At 67.8% G+C, this 19510-nt stretch carries 11 protein-coding genes and 1 tRNA gene; 7 read left to right on the top strand and 5 right to left on the bottom strand.

The window, feature by feature from the left end; all coding sequences use genetic code 11:
• Nucleotides 1–250: 250 nt before the first annotated feature.
• The 5 genes from clpP to BLU54_RS22040 all read left to right on the top strand — a co-directional run bounded on the left by clpP (nt 251) and on the right by BLU54_RS22040 (nt 7768).
• Complete coding sequence (gene clpP / locus BLU54_RS22065; RefSeq protein ID WP_091913157.1) at nt 251–901, top strand: ATP-dependent Clp endopeptidase proteolytic subunit ClpP; 651 nt, start codon at nt 251–253, stop codon at nt 899–901.
• Nucleotides 902–1034: 133 nt separating this feature from the next.
• Complete coding sequence (gene clpX, locus BLU54_RS22060) at nt 1035–2309, top strand: ATP-dependent Clp protease ATP-binding subunit ClpX (protein ID WP_091913155.1); 1275 nt, start codon at nt 1035–1037, stop codon at nt 2307–2309.
• A gap of 152 nt (nt 2310–2461) precedes the next feature.
• Nucleotides 2462–4876 (top strand): endopeptidase La, encoded by a 2415-nt coding sequence (lon, locus tag BLU54_RS22055; RefSeq protein WP_091913153.1) that lies wholly within the window; start codon nt 2462–2464, stop codon nt 4874–4876.
• Nucleotides 4877–5562: 686 nt separating this feature from the next.
• Nucleotides 5563–5638, top strand: a tRNA-Val gene (locus BLU54_RS22045).
• 192 nt (nt 5639–5830) lie between these two features.
• Nucleotides 5831–7768 (top strand): SurA N-terminal domain-containing protein, encoded by a 1938-nt coding sequence (locus BLU54_RS22040; protein WP_091913149.1) that lies wholly within the window; start codon nt 5831–5833, stop codon nt 7766–7768.
• 386 nt (nt 7769–8154) lie between these two features.
• Here the strand turns inward: BLU54_RS22040 and BLU54_RS22035 are convergent, their stop codons facing one another.
• Together BLU54_RS22035 and BLU54_RS22030 are read right to left on the bottom strand one after the other, a co-directional pair.
• Nucleotides 8155–8496, bottom strand: a complete 342-nt coding sequence (locus BLU54_RS22035; protein ID WP_091913147.1) for a hypothetical protein — start codon at nt 8494–8496, stop codon at nt 8155–8157.
• 57 nt (nt 8497–8553) lie between these two features.
• The gene (locus BLU54_RS22030) at nt 8554–9225 is read right to left on the bottom strand and encodes an arylesterase (protein ID WP_407919450.1); all 672 of its coding nucleotides are present in this window, start codon (nt 9223–9225) and stop codon (nt 8554–8556) included.
• Nucleotides 9226–9379: 154 nt separating this feature from the next.
• On the opposite strand from BLU54_RS22030, the gene BLU54_RS22025 reads away from it, so the two are divergent.
• On the top strand, nt 9380–10093 hold the full coding sequence (locus BLU54_RS22025; RefSeq protein ID WP_091913144.1) for an ABC transporter ATP-binding protein: 714 nt from the start codon (nt 9380–9382) through the stop codon (nt 10091–10093).
• 191 nt (nt 10094–10284) lie between these two features.
• Here the strand turns inward: BLU54_RS22025 and pgi are convergent, their stop codons facing one another.
• From pgi to BLU54_RS22010, 3 genes are all read right to left on the bottom strand, one after another.
• On the bottom strand, nt 10285–11901 hold the full coding sequence (gene pgi, locus BLU54_RS22020) for a glucose-6-phosphate isomerase (RefSeq protein WP_091913142.1): 1617 nt from the start codon (nt 11899–11901) through the stop codon (nt 10285–10287).
• An 87-nt stretch (nt 11902–11988) separates the two neighbouring features.
• Complete coding sequence (locus tag BLU54_RS22015; RefSeq protein WP_091913140.1) at nt 11989–13647, bottom strand: NAD(P)H-hydrate dehydratase; 1659 nt, start codon at nt 13645–13647, stop codon at nt 11989–11991.
• Between the two features lie 135 nt (nt 13648–13782).
• The gene (locus BLU54_RS22010; RefSeq protein ID WP_091913138.1) at nt 13783–15078 is read right to left on the bottom strand and encodes an FAD-dependent oxidoreductase; all 1296 of its coding nucleotides are present in this window, start codon (nt 15076–15078) and stop codon (nt 13783–13785) included.
• Nucleotides 15079–15376: 298 nt separating this feature from the next.
• On the opposite strand from BLU54_RS22010, the gene purL reads away from it, so the two are divergent.
• On the top strand, nt 15377–19429 hold the full coding sequence (purL, locus tag BLU54_RS22005; protein ID WP_235838082.1) for a phosphoribosylformylglycinamidine synthase: 4053 nt from the start codon (nt 15377–15379) through the stop codon (nt 19427–19429).
• Nucleotides 19430–19510 lie beyond the last annotated feature (81 nt).

The following is a 19510-nucleotide window of genomic DNA, read 5'->3' as shown; positions in this document are numbered from 1 at the left end:
GGTGGTGCGTGGGCAGGACGCGGTAGCCGGTCTGCCAGGCGGATGGGCATGCCGGGCCGGCCAGGCCTGACGAGCGGCGGCGTCCGTTCCACGCGAGTGGGACGGCCCGCCGTTCGACTTTGCGGGGCCGGCCCGGGCGGCTTGAAAAGCCGGCAGGTGCACCGCATCTTCTGTTCAGACCGTCTGCGACGCACGCGCCTGCCGGCGCGGCGCCCGGACAATCGAGTCATCTCTGAAAAGGATCGAATCCATGACGTTTCGCGCAGATTTGCTGAATCACCCCGGCGCCGACAGCGGCGCGCTCGACACGCGCGGCCTTGGACTGGTGCCGATGGTGGTCGAAACCAGCGGCCGCGGTGAGCGTGCATACGACATCTATTCACGCTTGTTGAAGGAGCGGGTGGTTTTCCTGGTCGGCGAAGTGAACGACCAGAGCGCGAACCTGGTCGTCGCCCAGCTGCTGTTCCTCGAGAGCGAGAATCCGGACAAGGACATCAGCCTGTACATCAACAGCCCCGGCGGTTCGGTGTCGGCTGGCATGGCGATCTACGACACGATGCAGTTCATCAAGCCGTCGGTCTCGACCCTCTGCATGGGCCTGGCTGCCAGCATGGGCGCCTTCCTGCTGGCGGCCGGCGAGAAAGGCAAGCGTTTCGCGCTGCCGAACTCGCGCGTGATGATCCACCAGCCGCTCGGCGGCGCGCGTGGCCAGGCGGCCGACATCGAGATTCAGGCGCGCGAGATCCTGTATCTGCGCGAACGCCTGAACCAGTTGCTGAGCCACCATACGGGTCAGCCAATCGACAAGATCGCGCGCGACACCGACCGCGACAACTTCATGTCGGCCGACGACGCGAAGACCTACGGTCTGATCGACGAGGTCGTCGCGAAGCGCGGCTGACCGCCACGGGCAGGCCGGGAGCCTGCCGGCGCCGCCGCTACCGGGCAGCGCCGGGCGCCGCGTCGGCTTGGCCGGCGCCCTTCGGACAAAGGCGTATGATGCAGTCATGCGCGCCCACCGGTTTTGAGAATTTATGGCGGACAAGAAAGGTTCGAACAGCGAAAAGCTGCTCTATTGCTCGTTCTGCGGCAAAAGCCAGCATGAGGTAAAGAAACTCATCGCGGGACCCTCGGTCTTCATCTGCGACGAGTGCATCGACCTGTGCAACGAGATCATCCGTGACGAGGCCGCCGGCGCCCCGGGCGAAGCTGCGGTGGCGAAGTCCGATCTGCCCACGCCGCAGGAAATCCGCGACATCCTCGATCAGTACGTGATCGGTCAGGAGCGCGCGAAGAAGCTGCTGGCCGTGGCCGTGCACAACCACTACAAGCGGTTGAAGTATCAGGCGCCCGGCGGCAACGAAGTCGAGTTGGCGAAGAGCAACATCCTGCTGATCGGGCCGACTGGTTCGGGCAAGACGCTGTTGGCGCAGACACTGGCGCGACTGCTCGACGTGCCGTTCGTGATCGCCGATGCAACGACGCTGACCGAAGCCGGCTACGTCGGCGAGGACGTCGAGAACATCATCCAGAAGCTCCTTCAGAACTGCAACTACGAGGTCGAGAAGGCGCAGCGCGGCATCGTCTACATCGATGAAATCGACAAGATCAGCCGAAAATCGGCGAATCCTTCGATCACCCGCGACGTGTCCGGCGAAGGCGTCCAGCAGGCCCTGCTGAAGCTGGTGGAAGGGACCATGGCGTCGGTGCCGCCGCAGGGCGGGCGCAAGCATCCGAACCAGGACTTCATCCAGGTCGACACAACGAACATCCTGTTCGTCTGCGGCGGCGCGTTCGACGGCCTCGACAAGGTCATCATCGACCGCACCGAGCGGACCGGCATCGGCTTTGGCGCAAGCGTCAAGAGCGCGCTGGAGCGTGATCCCGGCGAGGTGCTCGGCGAAGTCGAGCCGGAAGATCTGATCAAGTTCGGCCTGATTCCGGAACTGATCGGTCGTCTGCCGGTGGTGGCGACGCTGGGTTCGTTGAACGAGGAGGCGCTGGTGCGCATCCTGGTCGAACCAAAGAACGCGCTGGTCAAGCAGTACCAGCGTCTGTTCGCGATGGAACGCGTCGAGCTCGAGATTCGACCCGGCGCGTTGCAGGCGACGGCCCGCAAGGCGATCCGCCGCAAGACCGGGGCGCGCGGCTTGCGTTCGATCTTGGAACAGGCCTTGCTCGATACCATGTACGAGCTGCCGACCCTGAAGAACGTCAGCAAGGTGATCATCGACGAGAACGCGATCGACGGCGACGGCAAGGCGCTCCTGATCTACGAGGATGCGCCCAAGGTTTCGGGCTCGAATTGAATTCGGCGGCGCGACCGGCGCCGTCTGCCGCCCGTTCGCCTTGGTGGACGGGCGGCGCTTTCGCTAGGGGTCCCGCGGCTCGCGTTCGGCTTGCAATTCGAACCGATGCCCTCACTTTCGTCCTGCCCGAACTTATCTAGGGGATTTGGAAAATGTCAGGAACCCAACTTCTTCCCGCGGAACCGATCCGTCTGCCGCTGCTGCCGCTGCGCGACGTGGTCGTATTTCCGCATATGGTGATTCCGCTGTTCGTTGGGCGTCCGAAGTCGATCAAGGCGCTTGAGAGCGCAATGGAAGGCGGCAAGCACATCATGTTGGTCGCGCAGAAGGCAGCGGCCAAGGACGAACCGACCGCGAAGGATCTGCACACGGTCGGTTGCGTCGCGAACATCCTCCAGATGCTGAAGTTGCCCGACGGTACCGTGAAGGTGCTGGTCGAGGGCATTCAACGGGCCAAGGCCCTGTCCGTCGAGGAAGAAGAGACGCAGTTTACCTGCGAAGCCCTGCCGCTCGAACCGGACCGCGCGGACAGCGCGGAGACCGAGGCGCTGCGCCGGGCCATCGTGTCGCAATTCGACCAGTACGTGAAGTTGAACAAGAAGATTCCGCCGGAGATCCTGACGTCGCTGTCGGGCATTGACGAGGCGGGTCGTCTGGCCGACACGATCGCCGCGCATCTGCCGCTCAAGCTCGAGCAGAAGCAGCACGTGCTCGAGATGATGCCCGTGATCGAACGGCTCGAGCATCTGCTCGGCCAGCTCGAATCCGAGATCGATATCCTGCAGGTCGAGAAGCGCATCCGTGGCCGCGTCAAGCGCCAGATGGAGAAGAGCCAGCGCGAGTACTACCTGAACGAACAGGTCAAGGCGATCCAGAAGGAGTTGGGCGAGGGCGAAGAGGGCGCCGATCTGGAAGAGCTGGAAAAGCGCATCCAGATGGCGCGCATGCCGAAGGACGCGCGCAAGAAGGCCGACGCCGAGCTGAAGAAGCTCAAGCTGATGTCGCCGATGTCGGCCGAAGCGACGGTCGTGCGTAACTATATCGATACGCTGGTCGGCCTGCCGTGGCGCAAGAAGAGCAAGGTCGATAACGATCTGAGCAACGCCGAACGCGTGCTGGACGAGGACCACTTCGGCCTGGAAAAGGTCAAGGAACGCATCCTTGAATATCTGGCCGTGCAACAGCGCGTCGAGAAGGTCAAGGCGCCGATCCTGTGCCTGGTCGGGCCGCCCGGGGTGGGCAAGACCTCGCTGGGTCAGTCGATCGCCCGTGCGACGAACCGCAAGTTCGTGCGCATGGCACTCGGCGGCGTGCGCGACGAAGCCGAGATCCGCGGCCATCGTCGGACGTACATCGGTTCGATGCCCGGCAAGATCCTGCAGAGCCTGTCGAAGGTGGGCGTGCGCAATCCCCTGTTCCTGCTCGACGAAGTCGACAAGATGGGCATGGATTTCCGCGGCGATCCTTCCTCGGCGTTGCTGGAGGTGCTCGACCCTGAGCAGAACCACACGTTCGCGGATCACTACGTGGAGGTCGATTTCGATCTGTCCGATGTGATGTTCGTCGCGACGTCGAACTCGCTGAACATCCCGCCGCCGTTGCTGGATCGGATGGAAGTCATCCGGCTGTCCGGCTACACGGAGGATGAGAAGGTCAACATCGCGCAGCGTTATCTCCTGCCGAAGCAGAAGAAGAACAACGGCCTGCGCGATGGCGAGATCGACGTGACCGAGGCGGCGATTCGCGACATCATTCGCTACTACACGCGTGAGGCTGGTGTGCGGTCGCTGGAGCGCGAGATCTCCAAGATCTGCCGCAAGGTCGTCAAGCTGCTGTTGCTGAAGAAGGGCGAGAGCACGGTGACGGTCGACTCCGACACGCTCGACAACTACCTGGGCGTGCGCAAGTTTGATTTCGGTCTCGCGGCGAAGGAGAACCAGATCGGGCAGGTGACCGGTCTGGCGTGGACCGAAGTGGGCGGCGACCTGCTGACCATCGAGGCGGCGATGATGCCCGGCAAGGGCAACGTGATCCGCACCGGTTCGCTGGGCGACGTGATGAAGGAATCGGTCGAGGCGGCCCGTTCGGTGGTGCGCTCGCGCTCGCGTCGTCTGGGCATCAGCGACGAGATGTTCGAAAAGCGCGACCTGCACATCCACGTGCCCGAGGGTGCGACGCCGAAGGACGGACCGTCGGCTGGCATTGCGATGACCACCGCGCTGGTGTCGGTGCTGACCGGCATTCCGGTGCGCGCGGATGTGGCGATGACCGGCGAAATCACCTTGCGCGGCGAAGTGTTGCCGATCGGTGGTTTGAAGGAGAAGTTGCTGGCCGCGCATCGCGGTGGCATCAAGCTGGCGTTGATCCCGGAAGAGAACGTCAAGGATCTGAGCGAGATCCCCGACAACGTGAAGAACAGCATCGAGATCGTGCCGGTCCGCTGGATCGACAAGGTGCTGGAATTGGCGTTAGAACGCGTGCCGACCCCGTTGCCCGAGGAAGAACCGAAGGCGCCGGTTGCGGACGCTGGCGAGTCGCGCAGCAGCGGCGATTTCGTCAAGCACTGATCCGGGGCCGCGCGTAGGCGGGCCTCGCCGTCTTCCGGTCACGCCGACCGCTTAATGCGAACCGGCGGGGCGGACCCGCTGGGCTGACGGTTGTGCAGCCCGGCTGTGCAGACCGGTTGTACCGTGGGCCACGACGCCGCTTCGTTCGAGAGAACGGGGCGGCGTTTTTCATTTGGCGGCGCCGCGCAACCTGTAAGAGGGCGGCACCCGCACGCCGCACCCGAACATCGCACCCTCGCAGACATGCCTGGTCGGCGGAAAGGTGCGCGGCCAAGGCGTGCGCGCGATGCGCAACAGCGGGCCGCGTGGGCCACGGCGCGTAGGGCTGGCTGCATGGACCGGCGAGCGATTGCAGCGGGCCGGTGAGGCGGCGCTTAAGGCGCACGCAGGTCAGCAGGCGGGGCAGCAGACGAGGCGACAGATCAAGCGGCAAATCAGGTGGCCGGTGAGGTGGCGAATGCGGTGGCGGATGCGGTGGCAGATCGGGTGGCAGATCGGGCCGCAGATCGGGCCGCAGATCGGGCGGCAGATGAGGCGCGCCGCCAGGGACTCGCGGTAACCGCGTTCGCGCACGCCGCGAAGCGCCGTGGCAGCGGGCACGGTGCGGCGTTTGGCGGCAGGGCTGGTCTTTCCGCGCAAGCTACGTTAGAATCTGCGGCTGTTCCATCGTCAGATGGTCGCGAGACGGGTGCTTAGCTCAGTTGGTAGAGCGGCGCCCTTACAAGGCGTAGGTCGGGAGTTCGAGCCTCTCAGCACCCACCACCGTCTCCGCCGAGCGATACGTACAGCAATCAAGGCGAACCGCGGTTCGCCTTTTTTGTATCTGGCGTTGAATCCGGCGCCGGATTCGGCACTATGTCCGGTTTCGCAACGCAGCCATCGAGCGAATGCGGCGTGCGCCGCGCGCATGCTCGGCTGGCGTGTAATCTTCCCGTCTGTCTCAGGTTTTCTTCGATGCTCGAACTGATACGCAACCATCGTCGCCTGATGATGATCCTTCTGGCGCTCTTCATCGTGCCGGGGTTGGGCCTGGTCGGCGTCGAGGGCTTCCGCGGCTTTTTCGACGAGAGCAAAAACGTCGCGAAGGTCGGCAGCTACAAGATCTCCTACCAGGAGTTCGATCAGGCTTTCCGCTCGCAGCTGGATCAGGCGCGGCAGGCGCTGGGTGGGGCATACGACGCGAAGCAGTTCGACACGCCGCAGGCACGCGACGCGTTGCTCGATTCGATGATCGATCAGCGCGTGCTGAGCGATGCGACGATCGATCGCCACCTGACCGCATCCGACGGCGGGGTGCGACAGGCGATCGAGTCGCTGCCGGCGATTGCGGCGCTGCGCCGCCCGGACGGTTCGATCGACATCGACAAGTACCGTCAATTGCTGACCGCGAACGGGCTCACGCCTGATCAGTTCGACGCGCGCGTGCGCTTCGACCTGGCCAACCAGCAGCTACCGCAAAGCATCCAGGCGACGGCGATCGCGCCGGTGTCGCTGGCTCGCACGCTGCTGGCCGCCACCGGCACGCAATACGAGGTGCAGACGCAGGCGTTCGAACCGCGCGCCTTCGCGAACGGCATCGTTCCGACCGACAAGCAACTGAACGACTATTACGCCGCGCACCGCGAGACCTTCCGTGAACCGGAGAGCGCGACTATCCAATACGTGGTGCTGTCGCCGGCCGCATTGGGCGCTGACATTGCGCCGACCGATGCGCAGCTCAGGAAGTACTACGACGATCACATCGCCCAGTTCCGCACCGACGAGCAAGTACGGGCACGGCACATTCTGATCACGGTCGCGAAGGATGCGCCGGCCGCCGAGCAGGAAAAGGCGAAGCAGAAGGCGCAAGCCGTGCTCGACGAGCTGCATGCCCATCCGGATCGCTTTGCCGAGCTTGCGAAGCAGAACTCACAGGATCCCGGTTCGGCGGCGAAGGGCGGCGATCTCGGTTTCTTCGGCCACGGCATGATGGTCAAGGATTTCGAGGACGAGGCGTTCAAGCTGCAACCCGGTCAGACCAGCGGTCTGGTGCATTCGGACTTTGGTTACCACATCATTCAGGTGACCGAGCGCAAGCCGGCGCAGACGCGTCCGTTCGAGCAGGTCCGCGCAGAGTTGATCGATGCCACTCGCGCGGATCTCGCCAAGCGCCGCCTGACCGACGACACTGCTGCGTTCAGCAACGCTGTCTACGAGCAGTCGGCCAGCCTGCAGGGCGTCGCGGACAAGTTCAAGCTGCCGGTCAAGACGGCGACGGTCGAGCGCACGCCGTCGATGCAGCCTGGCGTCGATCCGGTTCTGCAGAATCCAAAGTTGCTCGAAGCGGTGTTCGCCGACGAGTCGCTCAAACAGAAGCACAACACTGCGGCGATCGATGTCGGCGGCGACAGCCGGGTGGCGGCGCACGTCGTCAGTTACCAGCCGGCCCGGCTGCCGTCGTTCGCGGACGTGAAGGCGACGGTCACCGAGCGCGTCATCGCCGAGGAAGCAGCCAGCCGTGCGCGCGCCGCAGGAGAGAAGCGCCTCGCCGCACTGCGTGCGGCCCCGACTGGCGCGGGTGCGACCGATGGCTTCGGCGCCCCGGTGAAGATCTCCGCGAATCAGGCGCAGGGCTTTACGCCGGATGCGATGCGCACGATCGTCGGCACCGATCCCGCCAAGTTGCCGGCCTTCGTTGGCTCGGCGCTGCCAGACGGTGGCTATGCGGTCTACCGTGTGGTGTCGGTGACCCCGGCGCCGGCGCCGACCGAACAGGCGGCCCAACAGGCGGGTCAGCAACTCCAGCAGGTGTACGCGCAAGCCGAATGGGCTGCGGTGCTTGCGACGCTGCGTGCCGACACCTCGATCAAGAAGTATTCGACGCAGAGCCGCAAGGCGGACGACGAAGAGTAAGCGGCGCCGGCGGCGCTCGCCAGGTCGCGCGTCGCTACTATTGCGGCTGCGGCTACCGTACCGCGAACGCGCCGGCACGCGTGGCCGACGCAACGCGGCAGGGAAAGCCGCCGCGTGGATGCGCGCCGCTTGGCTGCTGCTTTGGGAGCCGGGTCGCGATGCTGCCGCCAGTGCGTGCGACCGCGACCGTCTCGTCGCCGCTCCACGAGGCACGGCACGGCGCACGGCGCGTCGCGTGTTACCGTCACCGCTACTGCATGGCGAGACAAGACGCTGCAGGCGCGCTGGCCCAACGGGACGCGTCGCGGCTGCATAAAAAAAAGGGAACGACGGCGTCGTTCCCTTTTCCATGTCCGGCGCCGCGTTTCACGCGGCAGGTCGGCTGCTTACAGGCAGGCCGAGATGTCCGACGACGCTGCCGGATCGGCCGAACCGCCCACCGTGCGCAGGCCAGCCCAGCTGCCATTGCCGCTCGGTGCCGGACGCACCACGGCGGCGGAGCCGCCCGGCTGCTGACCCGGCAGCAGGACGTCGACACCGAGATCATTGGCGATGACCGTCTGGCTGACGACCGGCTGCTGCGTCTTGTCGGCCCACGACTTCGCGATGCACGAGGCCACTTCCTTCGGCGCCTTGGCGCTGCGGCCGACCGAGGTCATCTGGGCGTCTTGTGCGAATGCGCTCGTTGCACAGGCCATCGACAGGGCAATGATCGGTAGAAATTTCATGTTCTCTCCTTGTTTTTGATCGCTTACGTTCGCCGGGATCGGTCGGACCCAGTGGTCCTACCGTTTTGCCTTCAGTAATGGCCGCAGGACGGGCCACACGTTATCCAGCAACCTTGCCTGAGCGGCGACCGTCGGATGGATTTGATCCGGCTGAAACATCGTCGGGTCGTCGGCCATACCCTCAAGCAAGAACGGAACCAGCATGACTGCTTTTTCCTTGGCGAGCGCTGGATACATCGATGAAAAGTCGCGGGCGTACGTCGGGCCGTAGTTCGGCGGGATCTGCATGCCGACCAGGACCACGCGCGCGCCTGCACGCTGGCTGGCCTCTATCATCGCAGCAAGATTGTTACGACTCGTGGCGAGTGGCACGCCCCGCAACGCATCGTTACCGCCCAGTTCCAGAATCACCACCGCGGGTCGCTCGCGCGCGAGCAGCGCGGCCAGGCGAGCGCGGCCGCCGCTGGTCGTGTCGCCGCTGATGCTGGCGTTGCGAACGCTATAATCGCTGTGCTGCTCCGCAAGTCGGCGAGACAGCAGCGCCACCCAGCCCGTGCCGCGCGGCAGCCCGTATTCAGCCGAAAGGCTGTCGCCGACCACCAGCACGGTTGTTGTAGCGTTCGGCGTCGCGGTGTTCGGCGTCGCAACCTTGGCTGGCGCCGCCGTCGCGGCAGGAGCGGCCGCACTCGGTACGGCATTCGCGGCCGGCGCCAGCCAGGGCGCGGCCAACAGACCCAGCAGGACTCCGCGCCGTAACAGCCGCCCGGCGCGACTGCCTTGCGCGGACTCCCGCGACGCGGACGGGCCGCCCGAGCGCCGCAGGCGGGCGGCAGAGCCGGTTGACGACCTGTCGAGCCGGTCGGTTCCAAGCAAACGAGAGAGCATGCGAAGCGATTCCAAGGCAGTAATTGAAGTTGCGGGGCTGACGAAGCGCGCCGACTCGGGCGGCCAGTCGCTCCTCATCCTTGACGATGTGTCGCTGACGGTTGCCGCCGGCGAAACCGTTGCGATTGTCGGTGAATCGGGATCGGGCAAGTCGACACTGCTCGGCTTGCTGGCGGGTCTCGATCGCGCCAGCGCCGGCACGGTTCACGTGTTCGGGCAAGAACTGGGTGCGCTGGACGAAGAGCGGCGGGCTGCACTGCGCAATGGCAGGATCGGTTTCGTGTTCCAGTCATTCCAGCTGATGCCGCATCTGAACGCACTCGAAAACGTGATGCTGCCGCTCGAACTGGCGCCGGCGGGTCATGGCGTGGCATCGGCACGGCCGCGCGAGCGCGCTTTGCAGCTGCTCGAACGCGTGGGCCTGGCGCAGCGCGCCAACCATTACCCGCGCGTACTGTCCGGGGGCGAGCAGCAGCGCGTGGCGCTGGCGCGTGCCTTTGTCACCGGGCCACAACTGGTCTTCGCCGACGAACCGACCGGCAGCCTCGATGCCGCCAACGGGCAACTGGTCAGCGATCTGATGTTCGAGATGAATCGGCAAAGCGGCGCGACGTTCGTGCTGGTGACGCACGACCTGGTTCTTGCGCGCCGTTGCGATCGTGTCGTGACGCTGGCCGCCGGCCGGGTAGTCGCGCCCGTCACCGCGGTCTGACCCGCAGCTCCGCGAGCAGCGCCCGAGGTTCGCTCGCGGCTTCACGGCGGGCTTCACGGCGGGCTGCACAGCGAACCTCGCGGCGAAGTTCACCACGAACCTCACGGCCCGCCGCTCGGTGCGCCGCTCGGTCTGCTGCGGGGCGAGCCACGCAGCCCCGTTGCAGCGCCTTGCAGCGGTGAGGCGGGTACTCAGAGGCCGAGTACGGCGCGGGCACGCGCAATCAGCGCGCGCGTCGACGCGTCGTGCTTGTCTTCGCCCTGGCCGCGCAGGTCGGCCTCGACGGCCTTGCCGAGCACCTTGCCCAACTCGACGCCGTATTGGTCGAACGGGTTGATGCCCCAGACCGCCGCCTGCACCAACACCTTGTGCTCGTACAACGCGATCAGGGCGCCGAGCGTGATCGGCGTCAGGGCATCGACCAACAGCGTGTTGCTGGGCCGGTTGCCCGGGAACACCAGGGCGGGCGCCAGTTCCGGGCGATCGGGGCCCGCGATGCGTTTCGCCTCGTCGAGCGAGCGTCCCACCATCAGCGCTTCGCTCTGTGCGAAGCAGTTGGCGAGCAGCTTCACGTGGTGATCGACCAGCGCGCTTTCGGGACGCAGTGCCGCAATGAAATCGATCGGCACCAGCGTCGGTCCCTGGTGCAGCATCTGAAAGAACGCGTGCTGCCCGTTGGTGCCAGGCTCGCCCCACAGCACCGCGGCGGTCGGCTCGGTCACCGGACGGCCGTCGAGCCGCGCCGACTTGCCGTTGCTCTCCATCTCCAGTTGCTGCAGATACGACGGCAGATAGTGCAGCGCCTCCGAGTAGGGCGCCACCAACAAACTTTGTGCGTTGAATACGTCGCGGTACCAGATGCCGATCAATGCCAGCAGCATCGGCAGGTTGCGCGCGAACGGGGTCTCGACGAAATGACGATCCATCGCGTGGGCGCCGCTGAGCAGCGCGTCGAAGCCGTCGGGGCCGATCTGCAGCATGATCGACAGGCCGACCGCCGACCACAGCGAGTAGCGGCCGCCGACCCAGTCCCACATCTCGAAAACGTTCTCCTCGGCAATGCCGAAGCGCACCACCTCGGGCGTGTTCGCCGAGACGCCGACGAAGTGGCGGTGCAGCGCCTGTTCGGGGCAGCCGCCAGCGGTGAACCAGTCGCGCAGCGTGCGCGCATTGGTCATCGTTTCCTGCGTGGTGAAGGTCTTCGAAACGATGATGCCAAGCGTCGTCGCGGGGTTCAGGCCGGCCAGCACGCGGCTGATCTCGGTGCCATCGACGTTCGAGACGAAGTGCACCTTCAGGTCCGGGTGGCCATGTTCGGCCAGTGCATGGCAGACCATCTTCGGACCGAGGTCCGAGCCACCGATGCCGATGTTGACGACGTCGCGGATGCGCTCGCCGCTGTAGCCCTGCCATGCACCGTTGCGCACGCGTTCCGCGAACGCGCGCATCTTGTCCTTTTCCGCCGCGACCGCGGCCGCAATCTCGGCGCCGCCGTAGGCTGCGTCGCGCGGCGCGCGCAGTGCGACGTGCAGTGCCGCGCGGTCCTCCGTGACGTTGACCTTCTCACCGGCGAACATCGCATCGCGTCGCGCGGCGACGCCGGCTTCGTCGGCCAGCGCCGACAGCAATTGGAGCGTTTCGCTGTTGAGTCGATTCTTGGAGAAGTCGAGGGTGACGCCGGCGCCCTCGACGGTCATGCGCCGGGCCCGCTCCGCGTCGTTGGCGAACCATTCGCTGACGCGCGCGTCGCGGATCGTCTCGTAGTGTTCGGCGAGGGCCGTCCAGGCGGCGTATCGTTTTTCGGTCATGGTATTCGCGAAGACTAGGCGTGAAGGCGCGCCGGTCAGCAGGCACGGGCGCCGTGGGCGGCCGGGCGGTTGCCCGGATGCGCCGTTTCAGTATAACGGCGCTTGGCGCGGCGAGCCGGCGGCGTCCGCATCGGCGAGGGCGACGAGCGGACCGTCGCCCTCGCGTCCGTCACGTTCGTGCAGCGCCTGATTCATCAAGCCGCGGACTTCGGGTGCCAATTCGCCCGCGGTCAGCCCCGCGGGCCCGATGCCACGCTCGGCAAGCGTTTCCGCGGCGCGGCCGTGCCAATACACGGCCGCCGCCGCCGCGTCGCCGGGCGACAGGCGCTGCGCGAGGAACGCGCCGATCAGGCCACCGAGCACGTCGCCGGTGCCGCCCGACGCGAGCCCGGCGTTGCCGGTCGGGTTGAGCAACGCTGGCGCACCGACCCGTCCGATCAGCGTGCCGCTGCCCTTGAGCACGACGGTGCAGCGAAAGCGTTGCTGAAGCTGGCGCAGCGCGCCCGGGCGGTTCGCTTCGACCGTGCCGGTGTCGGTTCCGAGCAGGCGCGCCGCTTCGCCCGGGTGGGGCGTCAGCACGAAGCGGTCGCCGGCCGCTGCCGCGCGCGCTGCCAGCGCCCCGTCGTCCGCCAGCAGGTTCAGCGCATCGGCGTCGAGCACTGCCGGCTTGCCGGTCTCGATGGCCCGGCCGAGCACGGCGCGCGCGCTGTCGCTGCGGCCCATGCCGGCGCCGACCGACAGCGCGTCGGCACTGTCCCAATCGAATTTGTCCGCGGCGCGGATCATGATTTCGGGATGGGGCGCGTCGTAGGCCGGCGCGCCGGTGCCCAGCATCACCGCGTGCACGCGCCCGGCGCCGGCACTCAGCGCGGCACGCGCGGATAGCAATGTTGCGCCGCAGGTGCCGGTGTCGCCGCCGACGATTGCAACGGTGCCGAACGTGCCCTTGTGTGCGGCCGCGCGCCGAGCCGGCAGCGAAGGCAGGAACAGGCCGGGTGCGTTCAGGATCGCGCCCGCTGCGTCCGCGTCACCGCTGCCTTCCGCGTTGCTGCGGCTGGTCGCCCGGCTGTGCGGCAGGCCGTCCGTCAGGCCGAGTGGCGCCAGCCACACACGGCCGGTGTAGTCGCGTCCCAGGCCGGTGAACAGGCCGGGTTTGAGCGCGATCATCGCCAGCGTCGCGCTCGCGGCCACCACAGGCCCGCCGCCGACCGGCCGGCCCGTGTCGGCGTCGAGGCCGCTCGGCAGGTCGAGCGCGAGGACCGGCCGGGTGGGCGAACGCAGCGAGGACAGCGCGGCGGCGAGCGCCTCGAATGGACCACCGAGGGGCCGGCGCAGGCCGATTCCGAACAGGCCGTCGACTGCGACGGCGCAGCCGGTCGCATCGTCCGGCAGGTCGACCAGTAGCGGCACCCCGGCCTGCCGCGCACTTTCGAACGCCGCCAGCGCATCGCCACCGCCAGGCCGGACCGGCACGACGGCGCGGACCGCCACGCCACGTCGGTGCAGTTGCAACGCGCAGAGCAGCGCGTCGCCGCCGTTGTTACCGGGACCCGCGCACACCAGTACGCTGCCGCCGCGGACCTTGTCGCCCAGACTTGCCAGCACCCACTCGGCGGCCGCCTCGGCCGCCCGGCGCATCAGCGACGCGTCGGCGTCCCGGACTTCGATCCGGCGGTGCGCCGCCACGTCGAGCAGCGGCATCGGCAGGCCGCGGTAGTCGCGGAAGTGACGGGGCGTGGTGGTCATGACTTGGCAATCCTCTGACGGCAGGGCAGGACGACGAGGTGTCCCGATGCGGACGCGGCGAGCAGCAACCGTGCCGATGCCGCCATGGGCGGCTGCCAGGCGGGGGCCGTGGTCGGGCACCGCCTGGCCGGCGACTCAGGCCACCATCTCTTCTATCAGTGCCGCGGCGACCCCGAACGGCAGTGCAAAGCCAAGGCTGGCTCCGGCAAGCAGCACGCGGACCCGGGCGTCGGCCCCGGCGGGGGCGGCCGGCAGGCCATCGCTGCCCAGGCACGCGGTGGCCTGCCAGCGCGTCGCGCGGCCAAGCCGCATGGTGTTGCCGGGCGCCTCGTGAACCGCCCGGTCGATGCGGGCCTCGGGCGCCGGCGCCCGTTTGTCGAGCGCCGCGCCCCAGACGCGCACACGCCGGTCGAGCCGCGTCACCGACACGCGCTTGCCGGCATCGACGATGGCCAGCCGCGGCGCGTGCCCCTCGTCGCCGACCGGACCGGTGAGGGCCGCCTGCTGCACCGTGGCAATTTCGCGCGCTGGCGGCGCCAGCGACGAGGCGGCGAGCAGCGCGAGGCCGTCGCTGCCCCCGGCGACGATCACGCGATCCGCGCGCAGTGCTTCCTGTTCGGCTGCGCCCTGGCGTGTGCGCGCGAACGGATCGACGAAGCCGTGCGCGACCACGCCGTCGTAGGCGCCGGCGCGTGCCGGCTGCGTGACGACCTCCACGTCCCTGGCGGCGCCGCGCACCTGCACCGCTTCCCGCCCGAACAGGAAGCGCACGCCGTCCCGTTCGAGCCGGTGACGCAGCAGCTTGGCGAGCCAGGCCGGATTGCCCATGCTGGCCTGGGGAAACGATGCCGCGCCCAGCAGCCCGCGTCGCTCGGCGAGCGAGGGATCCAGCTGCAGGCATGCGTCCGCCTCCAGCCACGCCGGTGCGCAGAGCGCAGCCTGCGATGCCGCTTCGCGGGACAGCCATTCGCCGACCGCGCGCGCGCGGGCCCAGTCGTCCGGGTCGTCGAACAGATAGAGCAGGCCGGCGGCGAGGCCTTCGGCGGGCGGCGTGCGCGCGCCGGTCGACGCCGCCGGTCGCGCCAGGGTCGGCTGCGCCGCGCCCGAGGCCTCCTCCGCCAGGGCGCTGACCACGTGCTGTGCGCGAGCGGCCCAGCCGGCCAGGCGGATTGCCGCGTCGCGACGCTGCGCCTCGAGCGCTTCGCTCAACTTCGCGCGTTGCCATGGCCAGGCCGCGCGCGGCTCCGCGTGCACGACGGGACCGAACCAGGGGTCCAGCGCGGTCGGCAGGGCCAGACCGGAGAGGGCGTGCGACGCGCGCTCGGCGACCGTCGCGCACCGCTCGACGATGGTCGCCTGATGGCCGTGATGGCGAGCCCACCATGCCGCGGCAAGGCCGCCCAGTCCTGCTCCCACGATGATGAAATGCATAAAGCCGAAAATCGAATGAATGACAGACCGGGCCGGCGTAGCGGCCCGGCGGCGCCCGAAGCAGCCTACGTACGCGCCGCTACGGAGTATAATCGCGGCTCCTTTTCTCCTCCGCGTCGCGTCGACTCGCGTTCGTCCCGCCTCGCTCGAGCCACCACCGGCCGCTGTTGCCTGTCGCCGTCCGCAAAGGCGTGCGACCCGGCCGACACGTCGCCGTCAAGCGGCTCGACGTCAGGGCGCGGCGTTCCTCCAGTCGCGACGTTTTGCCAGGCCGGCCGACCAGCCGTCGCTCCTTCGAATGACCAGTCCGGATCATTTCTGCTGTTTCCCCGGGCCCCAGGCCCTGTCCGAATTCCGCCGCCAGCGCGCGCTTGCCGCGCTGCAGGCCGTGGTGCCGCAAGTGGTCGACATCAGCGCGCGCTACCTCCATTTCGTCGCCAGCGCACAGCCGCTCGACGAGGGCGAGACGAAGGTGGTCGAGGCATTGCTGCGCTATGGCGAGCCGGCCAGCGACGCGGTGGGCGGCGAGCAGGTCATCGTGGTGCCGAGACTGGGCACGATCTCCCCTTGGGCGAGCAAGGCGACCGATATCGCGCACAACTGCGGACTGACCACGATCCACCGCATCGAACGGGGCGTCGAATATTCGATCGCCCTGAAGAGCGGCCTGTTCGGCGGACGCAAGTCGCTGGAGCAGGACGCGCGCGCGGCGCTGGTGGCCGTGTTGCACGATCGCATGACCGAATCCGTGATCGGTTCGACCGACGATGCGCGCCGCCTGTTCGACGTGCTCGAAGGCGTGCCGTTGGAGCGGGTCGATGTGATCGGCGCGGGACGTGTGGCGCTGGTCGAGGCGAACCGCGCGCTCGGCCTGGCCCTGGCCGATGATGAGATCGACTATCTGGTCGAGGCCTTCGGCAAGCTGGGCCGCAATCCGAGCGACGTCGAGCTGATGATGTTCGCGCAGGCGAACAGCGAGCATTGTCGTCACAAGATCTTCAACGCCAGCTGGACCATCGACGGCGAAGCGCAGGACATGTCGCTGTTCCAGATGATCAAGAACACGCATCGTCTGAACCCGGCCGGCACCATCGTCGCGTATTCGGACAACGCGGCGGTGATGGAGGGCGCGGTGGCGGCGCGGTGGTATCCGCGCGGCGACGCACAGGTCTATGCGGCGAGCGACGCGCTCACGCATACGTTGATGAAGGTCGAGACCCACAATCACCCGACGGCGATCTCGCCGTTCGCCGGTGCGGCAACCGGCGCGGGCGGCGAGATCCGCGACGAGGGTGCGACCGGCCGCGGCGCGCGTCCGAAGGCCGGCATGACCGGCTTTTCGGTATCGAATCTGCGCCTGGCCGACGCGCTCGAGCCCTGGGAGAACGCGGGCGACGCGGTGGCGGCGCCGGGCGAGCGCGTCGACGGTGTCGACTATGGCCGGCCCGACCGCATCGCGTCGCCGCTGTCGATCATGGTGGAGGCGCCGATCGGCGGTGCCGCGTTCAACAACGAATTCGGCCGCCCGAATCTGGCCGGCTATTTCCGCGTCTACGAGCAGAACGTCGGCGGGCGGGTGCGCGGCTATCACAAGCCGGTGATGATTGCCGGCGGCATCGGCAACATCGACGACGATCACACGTTCAAGCGCGATCTGCCCGATGGCACGCTGCTGATCCAGATCGGCGGCCCGGGCATGCGCATCGGCATGGGCGGCGGCGCGGCCAGTTCGATGGCGACCGGCACCAATACCGCCGAACTCGATTTCGACTCGGTGCAGCGCGGCAATCCCGAAATCCAGCGGCGCGCGCAGGAAGTGATCAACGGCTGCTGGCAGCTCGGCGCCGACAATCCGATCCTGAGCATTCACGACGTCGGTGCCGGTGGCCTGTCGAACGCGTTTCCCGAGCTTGTCGAAGGGGCCGACCGCGGCGCGCTGTTCGCGCTCGATCGGGTACCGCTCGAGGAGAGCGGGCTGTCGCCGCGCGAGATCTGGAGCAACGAAGCGCAGGAGCGCTACGTCCTGGCGATCGCGCCGCAGAGCCTGCCGCGCTTCGAAGCCCTCTGTGCGCGCGAACGCTGCCCGGTCGCGGTCGTCGGCGTCGCCACCGACGCCCGTCTGCTGCGGCTGGCCGACGCGAACGGCGCGGGACCGGTGGCGCTGGCCGGACGGGACGGCGCCGACGCGGCGGTCGACATGCCGATGGATGTGCTGTTCGGCAAGCCGCCACGCATGAGCCGTGACGTGCAACGCGCGGCGGCGCCGACGCGCCCGGTCGACGTCACCGGACTGGCGCTCCCCGAGGTAGCCCGTGCGGTGTTGCGGCATCCGACGGTCGCCTCCAAGTCGTTTCTGATCACGATCGGCGATCGCACGGTCGGCGGCATGACCGTGCGCGATCAGTTCGTTGGGCCGTGGCAGGTGCCGGTGGCCGATTGTGCGATCACCACGCTGTCGTACCGCGGCTACGCTGGCGAGGCGATGACGATGGCGGAGCGCGCGCCGCTGGCGGTGCTCGACGCGCCGGCATCGGGCCGGATGGCGATCGCCGAGGCAATCACCAATATCGCCGCCGCGCCGATCGCTTCGCTGTCCGCGATCAAACTTTCGGCGAACTGGATGGCGGCCTGCGGCGTCGCCGGCGAGGACGCCGCGCTGTTCGATACGGTGCGTGCGGTCGGCATGGAACTGTGTCCGGCACTCGGGCTGGCCATCCCGGTCGGCAAGGATTCGCTGTCGATGCGCACCACCTGGCAGGACGAGGGCGGCGCGAAGGAAGTCAGCGCGCCGGTGACGTTGATCGTCTCCGCGTTCGCGCAGGTCAGCGACGTCCGGCGCCACCTGACGCCGCAGCTTCGTCGCAGCGACGAGGTCGGCGAGACCGTGCTGATCGCGATCGACCTGGGTCGCGGCCGTAACCGCCTGGGCGGCAGCATTCTCGCGCAGACGACCGGTCAGTTGGGCGATGCGGTGCCGGACCTGGACGACGCGCAGGATCTGAAGCGCCTGTTCGACGCGATCCAGTCGCTCAACGCGGACGGCAAGCTGCTGGCGTACCACGATCGTTCCGACGGCGGTCTGTTCGCCACCGTCTGCGAGATGGCGTTCGCCGGCCACGTCGGCGTGTCGCTGAACGTCGACATGCTGACCCTGTCGCCGGTCGGCGAATCCGACTACGGCGATGCGAAGGACTGGGCGCAACAAACCGCGGGCCTGCGCGAGGACCGGACGCTGCGCGCGCTGTTCAGCGAAGAGTTGGGTGCCGTGGTGCAGGTGCGGGCAACGGATCGGGACGCGGTGCTGGCCGTGTTCCGCGCGCACGACCTGTCGGTGTGCACGCATGTGATCGGCAAGCCGAACGACCGCGACGACATCGAGGTCTATCGCGACGCCAAGCGCATCTATGCGGAGCGCCGCAGCGAGCTGCACCGCGTCTGGTCCGAAGTCAGCTGGCGTATCGCACGCCTGCGCGACAATCCCGCCTGCGCGGACGCCGAGTACGACGTGATCGCCGATGGCGCCGATCCGGGCTTGTCGGCCACGCTCACGTTCGAGCCGGCGCAGGCGCCGTTCGTCGCGACCGGCGCCCGCCCGCGCGTGGCCGTGCTGCGCGAGCAGGGCGTGAATTCGCATCTTGAAATGGCGCACGCGTTCGACGCCGCCGGTTTCGAGGCGCGCGACGTCCACATGAGCGACCTGATCGCGGGCCGCGCGAATCTGGCCGACTTCGCCGGCGCGGTCGCGTGCGGCGGCTTTGCGTATGGCGACGTGCTCGGCGCCGGTGAAGGCTGGGCCAAGACCATCCGCTTCAACGAGGCGTTGCGCGAGATGTTCGCGCGCTTCTTCGCGCGGCCCGACATCTTCGCGCTGGGCGTCTGCAACGGCTGCCAGATGATGTCGAGCCTGTCGTCGCTGATTCCGGGTGCCGAGCACTGGCCGAACTTCACCCGCAACAAATCGGAGCAGTTCGAGGCGCGCCTGTCGATGGTCGAGATCGGCGCGACGCCGTCGATCTTTCTCGCGGGGATGGCCGGCAGCCGCTTGCCGATCGCCGTTTCGCACGGCGAGGGTTTCGCCGATTTCGCGCGCCAGGGCGACATGCAGTCGGTGGACGTCGCGATGCGCTACATCGACAACCGCGGCGTGGCGACGGAGCGCTATCCGGCCAATCCGAACGGTTCGCCCGGGGGCATCGCCGGCGTCACCACGCGCGACGGCCGCTTCACGGTGTTGATGCCGCATCCGGAGCGCGTGGCACGCTCGGTGACGATGAGCTGGCACCCGGCGGAGTGGGGCGAGGCCAGCCCGTGGATGCAGATGTTCCACAACGCGCGTCGTTCGCTCGGCTGAGGGTGGCGCGTTGCATGCGGTGCCGCTTGCGGCATCGCATGAAAAAACCCGCGACGGTCCACACCGTCGCGGGTTTTTTCA

Origin of the sequence: Chitinasiproducens palmae (genome assembly GCF_900095735.1) — a bacterium.
In the GTDB taxonomy this organism is placed as follows: Bacteria; Pseudomonadota; Gammaproteobacteria; order Burkholderiales; family Burkholderiaceae; genus Chitinasiproducens; species Chitinasiproducens palmae.
Note: the sequence above shows the minus strand (reverse complement) of the source record. Positions and strands in the feature narration are given on the sequence as shown.